This window comes from Rouxiella badensis, from assembly GCF_002093665.1.
Classification (GTDB): domain Bacteria; phylum Pseudomonadota; class Gammaproteobacteria; order Enterobacterales; family Enterobacteriaceae; genus Rouxiella; species Rouxiella badensis.
This window is the reverse complement of sequence record NZ_MRWE01000037.1, coordinates 13,195-33,754: the sequence shown is the minus strand read 5'-3', so window position 1 is coordinate 33,754 and position 20,560 is coordinate 13,195. Positions and strand designations below refer to the sequence as shown.

17 protein-coding genes and 1 riboswitch are annotated in these 20,560 nt (G+C 53.0%); of the genes, 6 read left to right on the top strand and 11 right to left on the bottom strand.

The features are described 5' to 3' along the window. Nucleotides 1–9: 9 nt before the first annotated feature. The 5 genes from parE to nudF form a co-directional block, all read right to left on the bottom strand. Nucleotides 10–1,905 (bottom strand): DNA topoisomerase IV subunit B, encoded by a 1,896-nt coding sequence (gene parE / locus BS640_RS18495; protein ID WP_017492957.1) that lies wholly within the window; start codon nucleotides 1,903–1,905, stop codon nucleotides 10–12. Between the two features lie 92 nt (nucleotides 1,906–1,997). Further along, entirely contained in the window at nucleotides 1,998–2,579 is a 582-nt protein-coding gene (gene yqiA / locus BS640_RS18490; RefSeq protein WP_017492958.1) for an esterase YqiA, read from the bottom strand. Further along, the gene (gene cpdA, locus BS640_RS18485) at nucleotides 2,579–3,406 is read right to left on the bottom strand and encodes a 3',5'-cyclic-AMP phosphodiesterase (protein WP_017492959.1); all 828 of its coding nucleotides are present in this window, start codon (nucleotides 3,404–3,406) and stop codon (nucleotides 2,579–2,581) included. The genes yqiA and cpdA overlap by 1 nt, the downstream gene beginning before the upstream one ends. Before the next feature lie 27 nt (nucleotides 3,407–3,433). Beyond that, the gene (locus tag BS640_RS18480) at nucleotides 3,434–3,859 is read right to left on the bottom strand and encodes a DUF1249 family protein (RefSeq protein ID WP_017492960.1); all 426 of its coding nucleotides are present in this window, start codon (nucleotides 3,857–3,859) and stop codon (nucleotides 3,434–3,436) included. After that, complete coding sequence (gene nudF, locus BS640_RS18475) at nucleotides 3,859–4,491, bottom strand: ADP-ribose diphosphatase (RefSeq protein ID WP_017492961.1); 633 nt, start codon at nucleotides 4,489–4,491, stop codon at nucleotides 3,859–3,861. The genes BS640_RS18480 and nudF overlap by 1 nt, the downstream gene beginning before the upstream one ends. 221 nt (nucleotides 4,492–4,712) lie before the next feature. On the opposite strand from nudF, the gene tolC reads away from it, so the two are divergent. From tolC to BS640_RS18460, 3 genes are all read left to right on the top strand, one after another. After that, nucleotides 4,713–6,209, top strand: coding sequence for an outer membrane channel protein TolC (gene tolC / locus BS640_RS18470; protein WP_086005823.1), 1,497 nt, complete (start codon nucleotides 4,713–4,715; stop codon nucleotides 6,207–6,209). 248 nt (nucleotides 6,210–6,457) lie between these two features. Then, a complete protein-coding gene (locus BS640_RS18465; RefSeq protein WP_017492963.1) occupies nucleotides 6,458–7,120 on the top strand; it encodes a DUF1190 family protein in 663 nt (220 codons plus the stop codon). A 2-nt stretch (nucleotides 7,121–7,122) separates the two neighbouring features. Beyond that, entirely contained in the window at nucleotides 7,123–8,283 is a 1,161-nt protein-coding gene (locus tag BS640_RS18460) for a glutathionylspermidine synthase family protein (RefSeq protein ID WP_017492964.1), read from the top strand. A gap of 6 nt (nucleotides 8,284–8,289) precedes the next feature. On the opposite strand, the gene ygiD is transcribed toward BS640_RS18460, so the two are convergent. From ygiD to ribB, 3 genes are all read right to left on the bottom strand, one after another. Further along, complete coding sequence (gene ygiD / locus BS640_RS18455) at nucleotides 8,290–9,075, bottom strand: 4,5-DOPA-extradiol-dioxygenase (protein ID WP_017492965.1); 786 nt, start codon at nucleotides 9,073–9,075, stop codon at nucleotides 8,290–8,292. A 140-nt stretch (nucleotides 9,076–9,215) separates the two neighbouring features. Next, nucleotides 9,216–10,739, bottom strand: a complete 1,524-nt coding sequence (locus BS640_RS18450; RefSeq protein WP_139802836.1) for a phosphoethanolamine transferase — start codon at nucleotides 10,737–10,739, stop codon at nucleotides 9,216–9,218. 194 nt (nucleotides 10,740–10,933) lie between these two features. Continuing rightward, nucleotides 10,934–11,587, bottom strand: a complete 654-nt coding sequence (gene ribB / locus BS640_RS18445) for a 3,4-dihydroxy-2-butanone-4-phosphate synthase (protein WP_017492967.1) — start codon at nucleotides 11,585–11,587, stop codon at nucleotides 10,934–10,936. 135 nt (nucleotides 11,588–11,722) lie between these two features. After that, nucleotides 11,723–11,912: riboswitch (FMN riboswitch) on the bottom strand. Between the two features lie 156 nt (nucleotides 11,913–12,068). On the opposite strand from ribB, the gene ubiK reads away from it, so the two are divergent. Beyond that, a complete protein-coding gene (gene ubiK / locus BS640_RS18440) occupies nucleotides 12,069–12,350 on the top strand; it encodes a ubiquinone biosynthesis accessory factor UbiK (RefSeq protein WP_017492968.1) in 282 nt (93 codons plus the stop codon). A gap of 73 nt (nucleotides 12,351–12,423) precedes the next feature. Here the strand turns inward: ubiK and hldE are convergent, their stop codons facing one another. The 3 genes from hldE to BS640_RS18425 form a co-directional block, all read right to left on the bottom strand. Beyond that, a complete protein-coding gene (gene hldE / locus BS640_RS18435) occupies nucleotides 12,424–13,851 on the bottom strand; it encodes a bifunctional D-glycero-beta-D-manno-heptose-7-phosphate kinase/D-glycero-beta-D-manno-heptose 1-phosphate adenylyltransferase HldE (protein ID WP_017492969.1) in 1,428 nt (475 codons plus the stop codon). Between the two features lie 173 nt (nucleotides 13,852–14,024). Continuing rightward, nucleotides 14,025–16,877, bottom strand: a complete 2,853-nt coding sequence (glnE, locus tag BS640_RS18430; protein WP_084913071.1) for a bifunctional [glutamate--ammonia ligase]-adenylyl-L-tyrosine phosphorylase/[glutamate--ammonia-ligase] adenylyltransferase — start codon at nucleotides 16,875–16,877, stop codon at nucleotides 14,025–14,027. Nucleotides 16,878–16,929: 52 nt separating this feature from the next. Continuing rightward, the gene (locus BS640_RS18425) at nucleotides 16,930–18,237 is read right to left on the bottom strand and encodes a CYTH domain-containing protein (protein ID WP_084913070.1); all 1,308 of its coding nucleotides are present in this window, start codon (nucleotides 18,235–18,237) and stop codon (nucleotides 16,930–16,932) included. A 230-nt stretch (nucleotides 18,238–18,467) separates the two neighbouring features. Between BS640_RS18425 and BS640_RS18420 the strand changes: the two genes are divergently transcribed. Both BS640_RS18420 and BS640_RS18415 read left to right on the top strand, forming a co-directional pair. Continuing rightward, nucleotides 18,468–19,088, top strand: coding sequence for a TIGR04211 family SH3 domain-containing protein (locus BS640_RS18420; RefSeq protein WP_017492972.1), 621 nt, complete (start codon nucleotides 18,468–18,470; stop codon nucleotides 19,086–19,088). Nucleotides 19,089–19,283: 195 nt separating this feature from the next. Next, nucleotides 19,284–20,522, top strand: a complete 1,239-nt coding sequence (locus BS640_RS18415; RefSeq protein WP_017492973.1) for a multifunctional CCA addition/repair protein — start codon at nucleotides 19,284–19,286, stop codon at nucleotides 20,520–20,522. Nucleotides 20,523–20,560: the final 38 nt, after the last annotated feature.

Here is a 20,560-nt window from a genome sequence, read left to right as displayed (position 1 = left end):
ATGGAAAGATTAGACTGATAGCTCAGCAGTATCGCCCTTGTCTTGCAGCCAGTTGCGGCGGTCTTCAGAACGTTTCTTGGCCAACAGCATGTCCATCATCCGCAGCGTCTGATCGACATCGTCTTCGTCGATGGTTAACTGCACCAGACGGCGGGTATTGGGATCCAACGTTGTTTCACGCAGCTGAAGGGGGTTCATTTCACCCAACCCTTTGAATCGCTGAACGTTTGGCTTGCCTTTCTTGCGTTTCAGTTGCTCAAGCACGCCGGTTTTCTCTTCTTCATCCAGCGCGTAGAACACCTCTTTACCCAAGTCGATGCGGTAGAGAGGCGGCATGGCAACGTAAACGTGACCACCGCGTACCAGTGAGCGGAAGTGGCGCACGAACAGCGCACACAGCAGCGTGGCGATGTGCAGACCGTCGGAGTCCGCATCCGCGAGGATACAAACCTTGCCGTAACGCAGCTGGGTCAAGTCTTCACTGTCAGGATCGATGCCGATCGCCACAGAAATATCGTGAACCTCCTGCGAGGCCAACACCTCATCGGAAGAGACTTCCCAGGTGTTGAGGATCTTGCCCTTAAGCGGCATGATCGCCTGATATTCGCGGTCACGTGCCTGCTTGGCGGATCCGCCCGCCGAGTCCCCTTCGACCAGGAACAACTCGGTCATTTTCAGGTCCTGCGAGGTACAGTCGGCCAGTTTGCCCGGCAGCGCAGGACCGCTGGTCAGCTTCTTACGCACAACCTTCTTCGCTGCACGCATACGACGCTGCGCGCTGGAAATCGCCAGTTCGGCAAGCTGCTCGGCGGCCTGCACGTTCTGGTTCAGCCACAGGCTAAAAGCATCTTTTACTACGCCGGAAACGAACGCCGCACACTGACGAGAAGAAAGACGCTCTTTAGTCTGACCGGCAAACTGTGGATCCTGCATCTTGACCGACAGCACATAGGCGCAGCGCTCCCAGATGTCCTCTGCGGAGAGCTTAACGCCGCGAGGCAGAATATTGCGGAATTCGCAGAACTCGCGCATCGCATCAAGCAGACCCTGACGCAGACCATTGACGTGCGTTCCGCCCTGCATGGTCGGGATCAGGTTAACGTAGCTCTCGGTCAGCATCTCGCCGCCCTCAGGCAACCACAGCAGCGCCCAGTCTACCGCTTCGGTATCTCCGGCAAACGCGCCGACGAAAGCCTTTTCAGGCAGCGTGATGAGGCCGTTGACCGACTCCATCAGGTAATCAGTCAGACCGTCTTCATAGCACCAGCGCTGCTCGGTGTTGTTGACCTGATCTTTGAAAATGATTTCAACGCCCGGACACAGCACCGCCTTGGCCTTCAGCAAATGGCTGAGTCGGCTGACGGAAAAACGCGGACTGTCGAAGAAGCTGGCGTCTGGCCAGAAATGGACGCTGGTCCCCGTGTTACGCTTACCGACGGTGCCGGTAACGCTGAGGTCCTGCACCTTGTCGCCGTTTTCAAACGCCATGGCATAGACTTGCCCGTCGCGGCGCACGGTCACTTCCACACGCGTGGACAGGGCGTTAACTACGGAGATCCCTACGCCATGCAGGCCGCCGGAGAACTGGTAGTTTTTGTTCGAGAATTTACCGCCCGCGTGTAGGCGGCAGAAGATCAGCTCAACCGCAGGAATGCCCTCTTCCTGGTGAATATCCACCGGCATGCCGCGTCCGTCGTCGGTCACTTCAAGCGACTGATCGGCGTGCAGAATAACCTCGATACGACGGGCATGACCGGCCAGCGCCTCATCGACGCTGTTATCGATAACTTCCTGCCCCAGATGGTTGGGCCGAGTCGTATCGGTATACATGCCAGGACGGCGACGCACAGGTTCAAGGCCGCTGAGAACCTCAATAGAATCCGCGTTATAAGTTGATTGGCTCATCGTTTATTAATTCGTGGCTCTGGTTGTGAGTGAACGATACTGTTGCTGGCGAACGAGACTGCGGCAAGCAAAACGCCCGCCGTGAGTAATACTCAATCCGATGCCAACCCCAAGAAATCCACAATCGGTGAGAAATAACGTTCAAACCCGACAAAAGTGTGATTACCCTCGGGTTCTACGGTCTGGCGGCACGCGGTGTAATACGCCACGGCCTGACGGTAGTCGAGGGTTTCATCGCCGGTTTGCTGGAGTAACCAGAGTAAATCGGGTGACTCCAAAGGCTCGATCTGCATCACTTTGAGATCGTAAACATGGCGAGACTCTAACACATATTGCTGGCCGGTGTAGGGGTTCTGATTGACCCCGAGATAGTCGATTAAGAGTTCATAAGGCCGCACTGCGGGATTAACCACCACCGCCGGCAGAGTAAAGCACTGCGACAGCCAGGTAGCGTAATAGCCGCCGAGAGACGAGCCAACGATGCCAATCTTCTCGCCCGATTTTTCCATCACCAGCGTTTCGAGCTGCTCGGCGGCGTCGGCGGGATAAGGCAAAAGCTGCGGGATAATCATTTCGATGCGCGGGTGGTTCTCGGCGAGCCAGGCTTTCATCGCGGTCGCCTTGGCAGACTGAGGAGAACTATTGAACCCGTGCAGATAAAGCAAGGTACTCATTAATAACCTTCCGCGTCGGCGTCGGGGCTAAACTCGCTGGTTTGCAAACGGCAAACCTCAGTCTCGACGCGGCCATCAGGGTGTAGCGTCAGATATCGCCAACCTGGGGCGAGCGTATCCAGCGTAAAATTGGTGCAGTGAGGTTTGAACTGCACGCAGGTCGACGGCGTGGCATACAGGCGCTTGCCGTACCAGTCGAGGTCCAGCTCCTGATGAATATGCCCACAAAGCAGCGTCGACACTTGCGGATACGCTTGCAGCACCGTCGCCAGCGTGTGCGCATTGCGCAGACTGTGCTGATCAAGCCAGGTACAGCCCGACGGCAGCGGATGATGGTGCAGCATAATCAGGGTAAATCTGTCGGGATACTGGTCCAGGCAACGGGTCATCCAGTCGAGCTGATATTCGCTCAGCTCACCGTGCGGCACGCCGAAAACCTGAGTGTCGAGCAGAAGAATTTGCCAATCGTTGCCCAGCAATACCTGTTTGGAAGGGTGGATCCCTGCTTCGGCCAATGCATCCACCATGGCAGGTTGGAAATCATGATTTCCGGGCAACCAGACACAGGGGGCATGAAATCGATTAATGCCCTCTGCAAAGTGGTGATAGGCCTCGACCGATTGATCCTGGGCTAAATCCCCGGTCGCCGCGATAATATCAACCTCACGCTGCTCGGCAGAAATGGCGTCCAGCACGGCGCGATAGCTGCGAAACGTGTTAACGCCCAGCAAAGTCTGGTCTTCACCCGCAAAAAGATGAGTATCTGTAATCTGTAATATCCTGACTTTGGCCCCATCTACCAAAGGCAGCTTAAACAGGCTTTCCAAATTCGATCCTTTGTTATTCAAGTCTGTCTAACAAACCGGAACTGGCATGGCTCCATGCGCCAGACAATAGCGCAACCAATCAGCAAGAAACTGGTTAATTTGATGCTTTTCGTCACGCTGATGCAACTTTTTATTAGGATAATCATAGCGTGCTTTGAAACGAAAGATCTGTTGGCTCGCACACACTTCAGCAACCATGGCATCGTGATAAAGGCGGACGCTCATTGAAGGCAGGCTCCAATAGCTGACGGCGGGGGCGGTCTGCTTGATTTCAACCAGCGAAGTATAGCGTGTCGATTCCAGAATTTTTAACTGGTAGGTCGCGTTAGTTACCTGATAAGTCACCGTCTGTCCCACTTCATCATTTCGAGGCAGCAAACGGCGCAGCTGTGCAAAATTTGTCTCGCACAGTCGCATCATTTCAGGAAAATCGGGAACATAGCGCTTGATCATTATTCAACCCATTCTTTTTTTAAGGATTCATGGTGCAGAGCCAGCCATTGCAGGGCAATCACTGACGCAGCATTGTCTATCGCTCCTTCTTCCACCCAGCGGCAAGCCTGCTCCCGGCTGACCACGTGTACCCGGATGTCTTCATTTTCAGTTTCCAGACCATGAATTCCCTCTGCCGTCGTCGCATCAACTTCGCCGACCATAATAGAAAGGCGCTCACTGGTACCGCCTGGACTTGCCAGATAGCTGAGTACCGGTTTACAGCGTTTAACCACTACGCCAGCTTCTTCCAATGCTTCGCGGCGGGCGACGTCTTCTACCGTTTCGCCCTCTTCTATAATACCTGCGACCATCTCGAGTAACCATGGGGTCTCGCTGGATCCCAGTGCAGGTATACGAATTTGTTCAATCACCACCACTTCATCGCGTATGGGATCATAAGGTAGCAGAACGGCAGCATGGCCACGTTCAAAAACTTCTCGCACCACCTCTCCGCTCATTTCACCATTAAACAGGCGATGGCGAAACCGATAGGCGTTAATGGAGAAAAAACCTTGGTAACGGTTTTCTATCGCAATAATTTCTAAATCATTTCTGCCGAAAACTACTGGCGAATCTTTGAATTTGTCCATTACGATGCTACCCCGTCCACGGTTAAAATTAAATTATCTCCATTTCAGGCATTTTTGATGAAGATGCGGTAATAATAATCAAGATTTTTTGTGTTAGATTTGGATACAAGCGGCTGAGATGGCACATTACGTCATGCAAATTGCCTAAAAATCTCTGCTAGAATCCGCGTCTGTTAGTTTTAATGACAGCATTAAATAATAACATTGCTGCACTACAAGGAATGCAAATGAAGAAACTGCTACCTCTTCTCGTCGCTCTGGGTCTCGGCGGCTTTAGCACGATGGGCCAGGCTGAAAATCTCATGCAGGTATACAGGCAAGCTAAGGAAAGTAACCCGGATTTGCGTGCGGCTGCTGCAACCCGTGATGCCGCATTTGAGAAAATTAATGAAGCACGCAGCCCGTTGCTGCCGCAGTTGGGATTAGGCCTCGATTACGACTATGCCAACGGTTATCGTGATGCAAACGGCGTAAACAGTAAGATCGCCAGTGGCGCATTGCAGTTGACGCAAACTATTTTTGATATGTCTAAATGGCGCTCTCTGACTCTGCAGGAAAAAACGGCCGGTATTGCCGATGTCACCTATCAGACTGCGCAGCAGACTCTTATTCTGAACACCGCTACTGCGTATTTCAACGTTTTGAGTGCGATTGATGCCCTCATTTATACCGAAGCGCAGAAACAGGCGGTTTACCGAGAGCTGGACCAAACCACACAGCGATTCAATGTAGGCCTGGTGGCCATCACCGACGTGCAGAACGCTCGTTCAAGTTATGACACCGTGCTGGCGAACGAAGTCACCGCGCGCAATAACCTGGATAACTACCTTGAGGTCCTGCGCCAATATACCGGTGTTTACTACCCGCAGCTGGCATCGCTAAATATCGCAACCTTTAACACCCAGCGTCCTGAGCCGGTCAACAATCTGCTCAAAGAAGCTGATAACCGCAACCTGAGCCTGCTGTCAGCCCGACTGTCGCAGGATTTGGCGCGTGAAGAAATTCGCTATTACGAAGCAGGCCACTTGCCGACGCTGGATCTTACCGCCTCAACGGGACTGACCAATACTAAATACAACGGCTCAAGAACCGGCCCGGCGTATGGTTATGATGACTCTAACGCCGGTGAAAACAAGGTTGGCCTGAGCCTGACTATTCCTATTTACAGCGGCGGCTCAGTGACTTCGCAGGTTAAACAGGCACAGCTCAGCTTCGTTAACTACAGCGAGCAACTTGAGAGCGCGCACCGCAGCGTCGTGCAGACCGTCCGTTCATCGTTTAACAATATTTCAGCCTCCATCAGCAGTATCAACGCCTATAAGCAGGCGGTGGTATCCGCCCAAAGTTCTCTGGACGCGATGGAAGCAGGCTACAAGGTAGGCACGCGCACTATCGTTGACGTGCTCGACGCGACGACCACGCTGTATAACGCTAAACAGGAGCTCTCGAGCGCCCGTTATACCTATCTTATTAACCAGTTAAACGTGAAGTCAGCTTTGGGTACGCTCAATGAAAACGACCTGTTGGCGCTCAACGGCGTGCTGGGACAGCCGGTGCCAACCAGTCCTGAGCAGGTTGCGCCTGAAACACCGCAGCAAAATGCGGCGGCAGATGGTTTAAACACTAGCACAATGCCAGCCCCTGCACCGATTAAACGCGCCAGCGTGTCAGCGACGCCAAGGGCAGTGAAGGCCAGCGGTAATCCTTTCCAAAACTAGGTAGATGTTTCTGAAAACACGCTAAAGCTTTTCTACAACCGCCTCCAGAGGCGGTTTTCTTTCTCATCCAGCCCATAATCCGCACCAACCCCCCCTTTTCTGGTCAGATTTCACGTCTGAACGTAAAGTCTCGTAACGTTGGCCGTTCCTGCTTTAATAGTAAGCATCTTTACCTTATTCTTATTCTGTTACAAATGTAACTCACTCTGGGTAAGGGCAAATAAAAGCCCGACAATGGGATCTATACAATGAAACGGACACAAAATATTAATCTTGCTACCTTCCGGAAATCCTGGCGTAGCTCGCGAATTACCCCGGCCGCTATAGCTATCAGCGCCGTATTTATGCTCAGCGCCTGTGAAAAAAGTGATGAAAACGTGTCGCTTTATCAGAACGCCGACGACTGTTCAAAGGCAAACCCTTCCAGCAGTGCGCAATGTGCCAAAGCCTTTACCGAAGCCAAAGCCGAAGCGGCTAAAACCGCGCCAAAATACGCCAATCGTGCCGACTGTGTGGCCGAATTTGGTGAGTCTCAATGTACGCAGGCTCCAGCGCAGGCCGGCATGTCTGCCGAGTCTCAGCAAGGTGGCAGCATGTGGATGCCGCTGATGGCAGGCTTTATGATGGGCAGAATGATGGGCGGCGGCGGATATGCACAGCAGCCGTTGTTTACCTCCAAGAACGCAGGCAGCCCGGCTAACGGCAAGTTTGTCGATGCAAGCGGTAAGAGCTATGGTCCGGCAACGACCGGCCGCAGCATGAACGTGCCGCCATCGGCGATGGCACCAAAACCGGCGACCACCAGCACAGTGACCCGCGGGGGCTTCGGCGAGAGCGTGGCGAAACAAACCTCGATGCAGCGCAGTGCGGCCTCGAGTACGCGTACTCCAATGCGCAGTATGGGTGGCTAATAATGAAACGCGTAGCCCTGCAAGAGCGTCCTAACTGGCGCGAAAAAGCCACCGAGTTCGGCTTTAACTTCCACACAATGTACGGCGAGCCGTACTGGTGTGAAGACGCCTACTATCAATTCACGCTGGCGCAGATTGAACAGCTGGAAGATGCTACGGCGGAACTGCACCAAATGTGCCTGAAGGTCGTGGATCGCGTGGTGAACAGCGACGCGCTGATGGCCAGATTCCAGATCCCCAAACACGTCTGGGAGTTTGTCAGGGCCTCGTGGCGCACGCAGCAACCTTCGCTCTATTCACGCATGGACCTGGTGTATGACGGCGTAAATCCACCCAAGCTGCTGGAGAACAACGCCGATACGCCGACCTCGCTCTATGAGGCCGCATTTTTCCAGTGGCTGTGGCTTGAAGATCAAATTGCTGCAGGCGGTTTGCCTCAGCAGGCGGATCAGTACAACAGTCTGCAAGAAAAACTGATCGAGCGATTTTCTGAACTGAAGAATCAGCACGGCTTTTCACTGCTGCATTTTGCCTGCTGTCAGGACACGGAAGAGGATCGCGGCACCGTACAGTATCTGCAGGACTGCGCGCAGGAAGCCGGACTCGCGAACGATTTCCTCTATATAGAAGAGATCGGTTTAGGTGAGCGCGGTCAGTTTACCGATCCGCAGGATCAAATCATCAGCAACCTGTTCAAGCTATACCCGTGGGAATTTATGTTCCGCGAGACTTTTTCCACCAAGCTGGAAGACGCCGGCGTTCGCTGGCTTGAACCGGCCTGGAAGGCGATTATCTCCAACAAAGCGCTGCTGCCACTGCTGTGGGAGATGTTCCCTAACCACCCGAATCTGCTTGAGTCCTACTTTGCCGAAGACGCACACCCGCCGATGGACAGCTATGTCATTAAGCCGCTGTTTTCACGTGAAGGTGCCAACATTCGCATCATTGAGAACGGCAAAGAGATCGCCAGTGCGGAAGGCCCGTACGGCAAGGAAGGCATGATCGTGCAGGAATATTGCCCGATGCCGCGCTTTAACGACAGCTACACGCTAATCGGCAGCTGGCTGGTCAACGGCGAACCTTGCGGCATCGGCCTACGCGAAGATCGGGCATTAATCACCCAGGATCTCTCGCGCTTTTATCCGCATGCGATTATCGGCTAACGGCGCTTAGCCCAGCTGCACCGACAGCATGCTCAGGGAACTCATCACCGTTCCCTGGGTTGGCAGTGTGATTGGCTCCACGCCGTCCCAGGTGCCCAGCAGGTAAAGCAGCGGCAGGTAATGTTCGGGCGTTGGGTTAGACAACGCGGCACCTTCGTGCTGCATAAAGTTAACCAGCGGATGGTCCTTCGCCTCCCCTTTCCAGCCAAGATTATTCACCACGTATTCATCAAAAGCCCTTGCCCACGGGTAGGGTTCGGCGTTTCCTTCCCATTTCACCATACGCAGGTTATGCACCACGTTGCCGCTGGCAACGATCATCACGCCCTCGTCACGCAGTGCAGCAAGCTTTTTACCCAGCTGATAATGATATTCAGCCGGTTTAGTGCCGTCGATGCTGAGCTGGATCATGGGGATATCGGCCTCAGGATACATCTTGATCAGCACGCCCCAGGATCCGTGATCGTAACCCCATTCTTGATCGGCAATCACGTCTAGCGGTGCCAGCAGCGCCTGAACACGTTTTGCCAGCGCGGGAGAGCCCGGTGCTGGATAACGTTTATCAAACAGCGCCTGCGGAAAGCCTCCGAAATCGTGAATGGTGCGCGGATTCTCCATCGCCGTCACTGCGGTACCACGGGTGTACCAGTGGGCAGAAACAGCAAGGATCGCCTTCGGACGCGGCAGGTTTTCCCCCAGCGCTTCCCAGGCACGGGTATAGACGTTGTCTTCGAGCACGTTCATCGGACTACCGTGTCCCAAAAACAGTGCTGGCATGCGTGAGGTAGTCATAAAATGTTCCTTACCGCTCGGATTAAGAGGTAATGGTCACCGCGACGGCGACCATTCGATAGAAAGAGGTTACTCTTTTCCTCTACTCGGATCAGCCGGATAACCGTGATGATGATGTTCAATAAATTTGAATGGTTAAGTTAATGGGCCGGGGTATCTTCTCCAAGTGATGAGAATAGTACTTGCTCCTGAGTGAATTGAATCACCCGATCCTGATTGTCACAGGGGACATCAGCCAGCATATTGCAGCCCGTGCCGATCAGCTTATCCTTAATACCCGTCCACTGCGCAAACAGGCTCAGGAAATTAATCGCACTTCTAGGGTAAGAATTAACTTCCCTTCTTTTACTGTCTGATGAAGTCATAAACATCGGCACGGTATAATTTTGTTTTAATTTATCACCGTGCTGTAATCGCGCGTTATCGGTGTCCGGCCCCTTAAATGCTAGGCCATGGTCAGCGAAATACATCATTGACCAACTCTGACCGCTCTCTTTCGCTAATTCCACTACCCTGGAAAGAAGTTCATCCGTTTCTCTAATACTTTGGATATAGCAGGATATTTCCTTTGATTGGCTGAATTCCTGATATTTCCCTTTCGTCCTGTCACAGGCAAGAGGATGCGAACCCATCAGGTGTAATACAATCAGTTTCGCCGGCTTATTTTTTTTCATCACTGAGGCGACACCGCCTAAAAGATCGAAATCCCCCGATCCAACCCCATCAGAGGATTTACCTTTTTGCATAAAATTAAATAAATTAGCTCTTTTGGCGAATGAGGAAACAGAGGTGTCGTGCGGACCGAGACTGCCCTGATTAGAATACCAAAAGGTCGTAAAACCCGCCTTGTTAGCCAGGGTAATAATATTATTATTCAGCTCAACGTAGAGACCTCGCCGCAGTGATAATGAATTCTTCAGCGAAGTCTGCGTTGATGATGCTGCCGAAATATAATGGGTAAATAACACCCCCGGAGCCGAGCTCATAAAAGGCGTATTACCGATCGGAAAACCATAGGCATTCAGGTAGTCGCTGCGTACGCTCTCACCGATGATTATTATGTAATTCTGATAGTTAGTGAGCGTTCTTTCTGGAGCCCAGACGTCTGGGGTGGTCAGGCTCTGCTGCATTAAGGCCGTTTCCTCATCCACTTGGCGGTAATTCTCGAGAACATCAGTGACAAATCTTACAACAGGAATACCTGTGCTAAAAACTTTCACCCTACCCTCATTGATATAAAGCCTGACCGGCGTCGAAACTAAGGAGATAAAAAGGTAAGTGATAATTATCGGCCTGAAATTTAATTTGTCGACCTTTATGTCGAAAATAAAAATCGTCATAGCGAGAGTCACGAGTGGCAAGCTAAAATAGAACCCAGGAATGGTTTTTATAAGCATAATACCTTCACTTACATTACTATATTTCACCGAAAGGAGGGTATTAAAATCAACCGGACCAAAAGATAATGCAACTGGGAGATAGAATGAAGAAATAATAAAGATTATGGCGATAAGTAATTTATATAAAAACGATGAAAAACTTGAGACGGTAAGCATGATTAAAAATAGTGTAATAACATGCATAATTTTAAATGGGTAACCAAAGGACAGGCATGAGATCAGGCAAAACAGAAATAAGACACCAAACTTAACTTTTATATTCAATGAGGAATTATTTATCAAAATCAAACCAATTAAGTTAATAAATGAATGATAAAATTCTACTCACTGGTTAACCGGCATCCTACCGTCCTCCCCTTATAAAACCTTAATACCCTGTGATCTTGTTGCTGAAAAATTAAAAAGCCGACATAAACTCTGTCGGCTCTTGTTAATACATGACCTGGTAAATAAAAAGCTTAGCCAGCCTGCTGAGTCAGAGCTTCGCGATAAGCCACCAGATCGTCGATGGTCACCACCGGCATATTATGATTGTTGGCAAACACAATGGCTTCTGGCGCGTGAGCCATGCTGCCGTCGTCATTGGTCAGTTCGCACAGAACGCCGTAAGGGCCGAATCCAGCCAGACTCACGAGATCGATGGTCGCTTCGGTATGGCCACGGCGGGTCAATACACCGCCGTCGCGCGCGCGCAGCGGGAACACGTGCCCTGGACGGTTAAGATCGGAAGGTTTTGCACCCTCGGCAATTGCTGCACGAATAGTGGTCAAGCGGTCTGACGCGGAAACACCGGTCGTCACCCCTTTAGCCGCTTCGATAGTCACGGTAAAACCGGTCTGATAGTGGCTGGAGTTTTGCTCAACCATCATCGGAAGCTCGAGCTGCTTGCGGCGTTGGTCGGTTAAACACAGGCACACGATGCCGCTGCCGTGGCGAATAGTTAGCGCCATTTGCTCAACGGTCATGGTTTCTGCGGCGAAGATCATATCGCCTTCGTTTTCGCGGTTTTCGTCATCCAGCACCATCACACCCTGGCCATTGCGTAGCGCAGCGAGTGCGCGTTCAACGCGTTCTGACGGCGTGCCGAATTCGGAAAGTAAAGTCTGATTCATGGTAAAATAACCTCATTAACTCTATGAAAATAAATGGATTACCAGAATCAGGGCGTCTTGCGGAGTCAGCATGGCCATGCGTATAGCAGGCTATCGCTATAAAATAACGTAGCGGGCATTTAAGCCCGATCAATTCGTTACTCTCTCCCATCCGGACTATAACCGTCGGCCCCGGAATTACACCGGATCTGCTGACCTTATGCCCTCCATCAAAGATGAAGAAACCTAAGCGCTCGCGGGCTTCCACGATGATGAAAGAGTGTTTCATCAATTTGTTCTGTGGTTTACCGCCGGTGGGGACTTGCACCCCGCCCTGAGAATAAGCATGCCAACTATAACGCCAAAAAAAGCTGCGGGCAATGCACCCATCGTGCTATTGGGCCGTGGAGATGAACGATTAAAGGTGTCGTGAAAGGTTTATAGAATGGCAATCTGGCATTACACTAAGAGAACGCCACTTTTCTGAAACAGGGTAACGACAATGATCGACACTAAAAAAATTGAACAAATAGCTCGCCAGGTTCATGAAGCCATGCCTAAAGGGATCCGCGAGTTTGGGGAAGATACAGAAAAGAAAGTGCGTCAGGTTCTTCAGGCTCAGTTCAGCCGCATGGACTTGGTTAACCGCGAAGAGTTTGACGTACAGACGCAGGTTCTGCTGCGCACCCGTGAAAAACTGACGCTGCTGGAACAGCGCCTGACCCAGCTTGAAACCCAACTGGCAGCGACTGCCGCCCCAAGCGCAGAGAAGCCGCAGGAATAACCGTCTTCTTGCAATAAAAAGGCCCGCATAAGCAGGCCTTTTTTAATGGTCAGAGCGCGAGAAGCGAGGCTCTCTACTCCTGAGATTTAATCTGATTGATTATCTTGGTAGTTGATAAACCATCTTCAAAATTCAGGACTTTGACTTCACCGCCATTGGCCCACACTTCGTCGCATCCGGCAATCTGATGAGGCTCGTAGTCTCCGCCCTTGACCAACAGGTCGGGTAACACTCCGGCAATCAGGCGACGCGGCGTATCTTCTTCAAAGCCGACCACCCAGTCAACCGCACCTAATCCGGCCAACACGGCCATACGCTGTGCTTGAGCATTGATTGGGCGCGTTTCGCCTTTTAAACGCTTGGTCGAGGCATCGCTGTTTACCGCCACAATCAGGCGATCGCCCAGCTTGCGCGCATTGGCAAGGTAAGAAACGTGGCCCGCGTGCAAAATATCAAAGATGCCGTTGGTCATCACAACCTTCTCGCCGCGCTGACGCGCATGGGCGACGGCAACTTTCAGCTCTTCTTCGGTCATCACGCCAAAACCGGTTTCGGTACGACCATGTACCGCATTTTCAAGCTCAACGGTAGAAACGGTGGAGGTTCCCAACTTACCGACTACCACACCGGCAGCGGCGTTGGCGAGGAAACAGGCTTCCTCAAGGCTGCTGCCCGCGGCCAGCACGGTCGCCAGCACACCAATCACTGTGTCGCCTGCACCGGTTACGTCATACACTTCCTGCGCCTGGGTTGGCAAATGCAGCGGCGCCTTGCCCGGTTGCAGCAGCGTCATGCCCTGTTCGGAACGGGTCACCAACAGTGCAGAAAGCTCAAAGTTGGCGATCAACGCCATGCCTTTCTCCACCAGCTGAGCCTCGTCTTTACAGGCGCCGACCACCGCTTCAAATTCGGAGAGGTTTGGCGTCAACAGCGTCGCACCGCGATAACGCTCGAAGTCGGATCCTTTAGGATCGACCAGCACCGGTACACCCGCCTTTTTAGCCAGCGCTATCATAGACTGCACGTCTTGCAAGGCGCCTTTAGCATAGTCAGACAACACCAACGCACCTGTTTCTGGCAAGGCGTTCTGAATTTTGTCCAGAATAGGCTGTAGGTCGATACCCTCGAAACCTTCTTCGAAGTCGAGACGAATCAACTGCTGGTTACGCGAAAGTACGCGCAGCTTGGTAATTGTCGGATGTGTGGGTACGGCCAGGAAATCGCAGCTGACGTTCACTTCGCTCAAACGCTCACTCAACGCCCGGGCGGCATCGTCGGCACCAGTCAAGCCAATCAGGCGAGAACAGGCGCCGAGCGAGGCAATGTTCATCGCCACGTTTGCCGCACCGCCAGGACGCTCTTCAATCGTATTGACTTTAACAACCGGCACCGGCGCTTCCGGCGATATACGGCTGGTTGGGCCATACCAGTAGCGGTCTAGCATTACGTCACCTACGACCAGAACGCCGGCACGGTGAAACTCAGGCAAAGTTACTTTCATCCCACACTCCAAAACAGAGATACCCGCGATTTCCGGGTATAAAACTTAGCAAACAGGCTATCTGAACAAATCGTAGCCAAAATGGTGTTGTTCGTAGCGAAAATCGTTTTGTCACACCAAAAACAATGCGCGCGATAATATCACAAGCGAAAAAGGTTGTTGGTAAAACCGACTCAGCTCAGCCAGCGCTGCCAGCTCTCGATCACCTGCTCGCGCTCGGTGACAAACATATCGACCGCAACTTTCCCATTATGTTCCTGTAAAGCCAGATGATGTATTTCATCACGCAGGGTCACATAGGCATGAGTCAGCTGTACCGCCTCCTCATGCGACATAATCTTGTATTTCGCCATCAGCTCGAAAATACGCACGTTATCAGACCAACGGGTCAGGTCAGGCTCCGTGCTGGCGTAGCGCAGAACCAGATACTGAGCGATAAATTCAATGTCGGTAATCCCGCCCGGATCTGCCTTGAGATCGAAAACGTCACCCTTTTTGGTTGCTAAATGAGCGACCATCTTTTCACGCATCTCGCGGACTTCTTTTTTCAACTGCTCGCCATCGCGCGGCTTACAAAGGATCTCGCGACGGATGCCGTTAATCTGCTGGGTCATTTCAGGACTGCCGTACACCACGCGGGCACGGACCAGCGCCTGATGCTCCCAGGTCCAGGCGTTTTCCTGCTGATATTCCCGGAAAGCGGTGAGGGTGCTGACCAGCATGCCCGAGGCGCCAGAAGGACGCAGACGATCGTCGACCTCATACAGAATGCCCGACGCCGTGCGGGTGCTGAAAAGGTGCATGATGCGCTGCGCCAGACGCAGGTAAAACTGCCGTCCGTCGATGCTGCGTGGCCCGTCGGTCACCACATCCATTGGACAATCGTGCAGGAATACCAGGTCCATATCTGAACTGTAGCCCAACTCCCAGCCGCCCAGCTTGCCGTAGCCAATAACCGCAAAACCGCGCCCTTCCTGCTGCTGCAGATAGGTCGGCTGGCCATAGCGTGACAGCATATGGTCCCATGCCTGCTGGATAACCGCCGTCAGAATCGCCTCGGCCAGATAGGTCAGATGATCGCTGACCTTCATCACCGGCAGTACACCGGCAATATCTCCGGCGGCAATGCGCAGCTGCTGGGCCTGTTTGAACTGACGCAGCGCTTCGATTTGCTGCTCTTCGTCATCCGCTGGCACGCGCAATAGATACTGGCGCAGTTCATCGGGGTAGGACTCCGGAGCGATAGGCTGATATAGCGTGTTCGGGTCGAGGAGTTCGTCGAGGAGGATCGGGTGTCGTGCAAGCTGATTGGCCACCATCGGGGAGGCGGCACAGAGGCGAATAAGCTGTTTAAGCGCACCGGGATACTCCACCAGCAGCTCGATATAGGTGGTCCGCGTGACGATATTGAGCAGCAGCAGGGTCAGGCGCTGCAGCAGGACGTCGGCGTTTTTGTAAGTACACACTTGCGCCAGCATTCTTGGCATCAGCTGGTCGAGCTGGTCACGTCCACGTGGCCCGATGGTACGTTTGTCCACGTCCTGACGGAAATCGCCGATGGTGCGCAGCAGCCTGGTGCGCGCCTGTTCACTAAGAGGTTCGGCCAGCGGCAGCAGGTCGCCGTCATCGAGTTCATCGGTCCACAGGCTGTTGAACTGCTCCTGCTGTGGGTCATCACCGGCGTCTGGCGTGTCGTCGCCAATCAGGTCATCAAAGACCCCGCGCACCGCCAACATATGCTGGGTCGTGTGCTGATGCAGCTCGTCCCAGGTATTGAAATTCATGCCCCATGCGAGGCGCGCCCGGTTGAGATCATCACCCGGCAGGGTCTGCGTTTGTTCATCGGCAATAGCCTGTAGCAAGTTCTCAAGACGACGTAAAAACAGATAACTTTCATTGAGTTGACGGACCTGCGACTCGGGCAGCAGGTGCAGCGCCGCGACCGCCTGCAGGGTCGGCAGCAGCGCCCTCTGCTGAAGCGAGGGCTCACGGCCACCGCGTATCAGCTGGAACACCTGCACGATAAACTCAATCTCGCGGATACCGCCCGCGCCGAGCTTGATATTGTCTTTCAGCCCGCGACGGCGAACCTCACGGGCGATCATGCCTTTCATATTACGCAGTGACTGGATCACGCTGAAATCGATGTAGCGCCGAAACACGAACGGCTTCAGCATCTTGCGAATTTCCTGACTGCTGGCGTCTTCAGCGTCGCCCATCAGCTTGGCCTTGACCATCGCATAACGTTCCCAGTCTCGGCCCTGCTCCTGATAGTAATCTTCGAGCGCCGAGAAGCTCATTACCAGCGGACCGCTGTCACCAAAAGGGCGAAGGCGCATGTCAACGCGATAGACGAAGCCGTCAATAGTCGGCTGATCCAACGCTTTAATCAGACGTTGACCCAAACGGATAAAAAATTGGGCGTTTTCGAGCTGACGACGTCCGCCCTGTGTCTGCCCGTTTTCCGGATAAGAGAAAATCAGGTCGATATCAGAGGAAAAATTAAGTTCACCCCCACCGAGTTTGCCCATACCTAAAATCAGCAGTTTCTGCGGCTCACCCGCCGCGTTTACCGGCGTGCCCCACTCGCGGCAACAGGTCTCGTAGAGCCAGTCGCGGGCGGCGACGATCAGCGTCTCGGCCAATACGCTCAGCTGCTGTAGCGTTTGCTCGCAGCTGCTAGTTTGCATCGCCTGCGACCAGCTGATACGCAGCATTTTAGCCTTGCGAAACTGGCGCAGCGCCTTCATCAGCCCCGCTTCGTCCTGTACCTTAGCCAGCTCGTCGGCAAGCTCCTGTGCATAATATTGCCACTCATCCACGCGCGGCGGGCTGGCGGAAATCTCCCGCCACCACTGCGGATGCACAATAAAGTTCTCACTCATAAAGTCACTGCTGGCAAGCACGCGTAGCGCACCTTCGGTGAGCGGAGGCAGGTCGTTTAATTGCTGTTGTTCTTGGCTTTGTTTAAAACGCAGGTGCAGCTTTTCGGCCTGAGCCGCGAGCAGCGGGGTGAGAGGCAACATTATTGGGTTCCTTTCATAATCGGCCTGACGTAGCGTCAGGCCGGGCTTAGGATTAGCGGGGTTGTCCGTTTAACCAAAACGCAGTCTGCATCACCGCGTGCTGACGAGCCGAGTCTTCCCAGGCGTGCTGTTGCTGCACGATAGCCTGCTGAAGTTCAGTCCAGACATTAATATAAGCCATTGATTCCTCTAGAGGATAGGCTCCGCTCAGAAGGTGGAAGGCGATTACCTGGCGCTTCAGGCGCGCGAGCTGGTCGCGGAATCCCTCTTCGGTCAGCGACTGGGCGAAAGCCTCTTTCAAGTCTGCCGCAGTGCGGCCAAGCATGATATCGGCGAATCGCTTGAAGGAGCCGTCGAGCTTCTTCTGCGACTTATCGTCGACGAATGGCTTCCAGGCCTGGTTTGCCAACCATGAAGTGAGTGCTAACTTACATTGCAGATAGTCTGCACTGAGGCAGGTTTCCTGCGCGTCCAGCCCTTTCTTCTCGAGCTTTTCCGCCAATGCAGTCAGCGCAGCGCGCAGCTCGGTAGAGGCTTTGCGTGGAATGAGTCCGCCGTAAATCACCAGCGTCTGGCGCACGGCCTCAACGCCTTGCAAAACGCTGATACGCGCGGTTTTGTCGCCACGCACCCACAGCTCTTCGTGATACTGCCAGTGGCTTAACGCCAGCTCAAGCATGCCGCTAAGAGCTTGTTCTACGGTCGCTTTAGGGGCCGCGTGGAAAACAGGCAGCGCACGCGCTTCTCGCACCACGTTGCCCTGTGCCAGATGATAACCGCGTGCCGCCTTACTCAGGCCGCCGAGACGCAGTCCACCGTTTTTACCCAACAGTGCCGCCAGCGCCAGTAAATCACCGGTATTGCCCTTTTTGATCTCGAGTTCGATTTCAGAAAGCGACTCTGACTGCTCACCCGCCGTCACGTGACCTTGGTCGAGGCCAAGCTCAATCTCGCTTTGCTGGTAAGTGATCACCCACTTCTCACGCACAAAATCAGTACGGAACAGTGGCTTCAGCTCGGCCTGTAGCGCGGTGACGTCGAAACCCTCTGGCCAGATATCAGCCGGGAACAGGCTCAGGTCCAGCTCAGGCTTCTTGATACTGACATTGTATTCAGGACGCTGATGTAGCCCCGCCACCACTTTTCCGGCGGTCTTGATAGTCATCTCGTAGCTGTCGTCAAAACCGCGAATACGCAGCCCTATATCCAGCTTACGCAGGCGGTTATCCGCCGTTTCATAATAAATATTGGTGAGCTTCTGTGGCGCAGAGTGCTCACAGGTAAACGCAGCCAACTGCTCAGGAAGCTCGGCAATTGCCGCAGGAGTGGCAATAAATTTTAATTCTATTTCTAAGGTCATAAGTCTTTGCACCGCTTCTTCGCTGATAAAGCATTTTAGTTTAAAAAAGTTTAGGCAATTCTATCATACACGCCCGCCGGGAGCCGCATCTCGTGGGATTGTAAGATAGTTCTCATTTAGGTTTATGCATTGCGTCGTCACACTGTTGCCCTTACTATCGTTCATCACAAATTTTATCGACAGATGGGGCACTGATTCACAGGCCCGCCAACTACGAAGAATGACGAATAATGAATAAATTACGCCTTTTTGGTTTCGCTTTGCTCACTTTAGGCATCACTTGGGGCGCTCACGCCGATGAGAAGCGCTACATTTCCGACGATTTGATTACCTATATTCACAGCGGCCCAGGCAATCAGTTTCGCATTGTCGGTGCGCTGAATTCTGGTGATGAAGTCACCTTAAAGAGCGTCAACTCTGCCACCAACTATGGCCAAATCGTTGACGCTAAAGGCCGCGATGCTTGGATCCCACTCGACCAGTTGAGCACATCGCCAAGTCTGCGCACCCAGGTACCCGACCTTCAGCAGCAGGTGAAAACCCTGACTGACAAGCTGAGCAATATTGATAATAGCTGGAACCAGCGCACCGCCGAGATGCAGCAAAAAGTTGCCTCGAGCGATAGCATTATCAACGGTCTGAAGAAAGAAAATCAGGATCTGAAAAACCAGCTGATCGTGGCGCAGAAGAAAGTCAGCGCGGTGAACGTCCAGCTGGATGACAAGCAGAGAACCATTATTCTTCAATGGTTTATGTACGGCGGTGGCGTGGCAGGCATTGGCCTGATCCTCGGTCTGCTGTTGCCTCACCTGGTTCCACGTCGCAAGAAGAAAGATCGCTGGATGAGCTGAGTTTCTTAACTCCGCACTATAAAGCTGATTTCAGAAAAGGCACTTCACGTGCCTTTTCGTGTTGCTGCCAGTCAGCCATTTCACGCCAAATCCAGCATTGTTGACAGACTGATAGGCAGAAATCGCGTTAACAAATTTGCTACAATAAGGGCTTAATCCCTTTTTGGTTTGTTTATCTTCATCAGGAGTTATCTCGTGGAAATCTATCTGGTCGGCGGTGCCGTCCGCGACAGTCTGTTAAATCTCGCCGTTAGTGAGCACGATTGGGTCGTGGTCGGTTCCACGCCCGAGGCAATGCTCGAACTTGGCTATCAACAGGTTGGCAAAGATTTTCCGGTATTCCTCCATCCTGTCAGCCGCGACGAATATGCCCTTGCCCGCACCGAACGCAAGTCTGGCGCTGGGTATAATGGCTTTACCTGCTATGCCTCGCCGGACGTCACGCTCGAGCAGGACCTGATGCGCCGTGATTTAACCATCAATGCCATCGCACGCAGCGCCGAAGGTGAGCTGGTCGACCCCTATCATGGGCAGGCCGACATTGAAGCGCGCGTGCTGCGTCACGTTTCCGATGCCTTCGGTGAAGACCCCTTACGCGTTCTGCGTTTGGCGCGCTTTGCCGCTCGCTTTGCTCATCTGGGCTTTACTATTGCGCCAGAAACTCAGCGTTTGATTACAGAAATGGCCGCCAGCGGTGAACTTGAGGCTCTGACCCCGGAAAGAGTTTGGAAAGAAACCGAGAAGGCGCTGCAAACGCAAGATCCTCAGGTTTATTTCCAGGTGTTACGTGATTGCAACGCCCTCAAAGTTCTGTTCCCGGAAATCGATGCGCTATTTGGTGTGCCAGCGCCCGCCAAATGGCATCCAGAAATAGACACCGGCATACACACCCTGATGACGTTAAAGCTGGCCGCAGAACTCAGCCCAGCTGTCGATATCCGCTTCTCGGCGCTATGCCACGATCTGGGTAAAGGCTTAACGCCAAAAGAACATTGGCCAAGCCATCACGGCCATGGTCCAGCGGGCGTGAAACTGGTCGAAGGACTGTGCCAGCGGCTGCGCGTGCCGACCGCTATTCGCGATTTGGCGGTGCTGGTCGCGGAATTCCACGATCTCATCCATACCGTTGAAAGACTGCGTCCCGAGACGTTGCTCAAGTTGTTCGATACCATAGACGTCTGGCGTAAACCTCAGCGCCTCGAACAGATGATACTGACCAGTGAGGCCGATGCCCGTGGCAGAACTGGCTTTGAGCGTAATCCCTATCCGCAGGGCGATTATGTGCGCGCCGCGTTTGCCGCTGCTAACAGCGTATCGATCAAAGAGGTTGTGGAGTCAGGTTTGCAGGGTATGGCCATTCGTGAAGAACTCAGCAAACGTCGCGTTGCCGCGATTGCTGAATGGCGGGAGCATCAGGAAATCCTGGCCCGCTAAATATCGACTTATCGTCATCAGAAAACAAAAAACCCGCC

Coding starts and splice junctions, on each gene's coding strand:
- nudF (WP_017492961.1), bottom strand. CDS start 4,491: ATGGACAAATTCAAAGATTCGCCAGTAGTTTTCGGCAGAAATGATTTA.
- hldE (WP_017492969.1), bottom strand. CDS start 13,851: ATGAAAGTAACTTTGCCTGAGTTTCACCGTGCCGGCGTTCTGGTCGTA.
- yqiA (WP_017492958.1), bottom strand. CDS start 2,579: ATGAGTACCTTGCTTTATCTGCACGGGTTCAATAGTTCTCCTCAGTCT.
- BS640_RS18425 (WP_084913070.1), bottom strand. CDS start 18,237: ATGACCTTAGAAATAGAATTAAAATTTATTGCCACTCCTGCGGCAATT.
- ubiK (WP_017492968.1), top strand. CDS start 12,069: ATGATCGACACTAAAAAAATTGAACAAATAGCTCGCCAGGTTCATGAA.
- ribB (WP_017492967.1), bottom strand. CDS start 11,587: ATGAATCAGACTTTACTTTCCGAATTCGGCACGCCGTCAGAACGCGTT.
- parE (WP_017492957.1), bottom strand. CDS start 1,905: ATGAGCCAATCAACTTATAACGCGGATTCTATTGAGGTTCTCAGCGGC.
- BS640_RS18480 (WP_017492960.1), bottom strand. CDS start 3,859: ATGATCAAGCGCTATGTTCCCGATTTTCCTGAAATGATGCGACTGTGC.
- glnE (WP_084913071.1), bottom strand. CDS start 16,877: ATGTTGCCTCTCACCCCGCTGCTCGCGGCTCAGGCCGAAAAGCTGCAC.
- BS640_RS18420 (WP_017492972.1), top strand. CDS start 18,468: ATGAATAAATTACGCCTTTTTGGTTTCGCTTTGCTCACTTTAGGCATC.
- BS640_RS18460 (WP_017492964.1), top strand. CDS start 7,123: ATGAAACGCGTAGCCCTGCAAGAGCGTCCTAACTGGCGCGAAAAAGCC.
- BS640_RS18465 (WP_017492963.1), top strand. CDS start 6,458: ATGAAACGGACACAAAATATTAATCTTGCTACCTTCCGGAAATCCTGG.
- tolC (WP_086005823.1), top strand. CDS start 4,713: ATGCAAATGAAGAAACTGCTACCTCTTCTCGTCGCTCTGGGTCTCGGC.
- ygiD (WP_017492965.1), bottom strand. CDS start 9,075: ATGACTACCTCACGCATGCCAGCACTGTTTTTGGGACACGGTAGTCCG.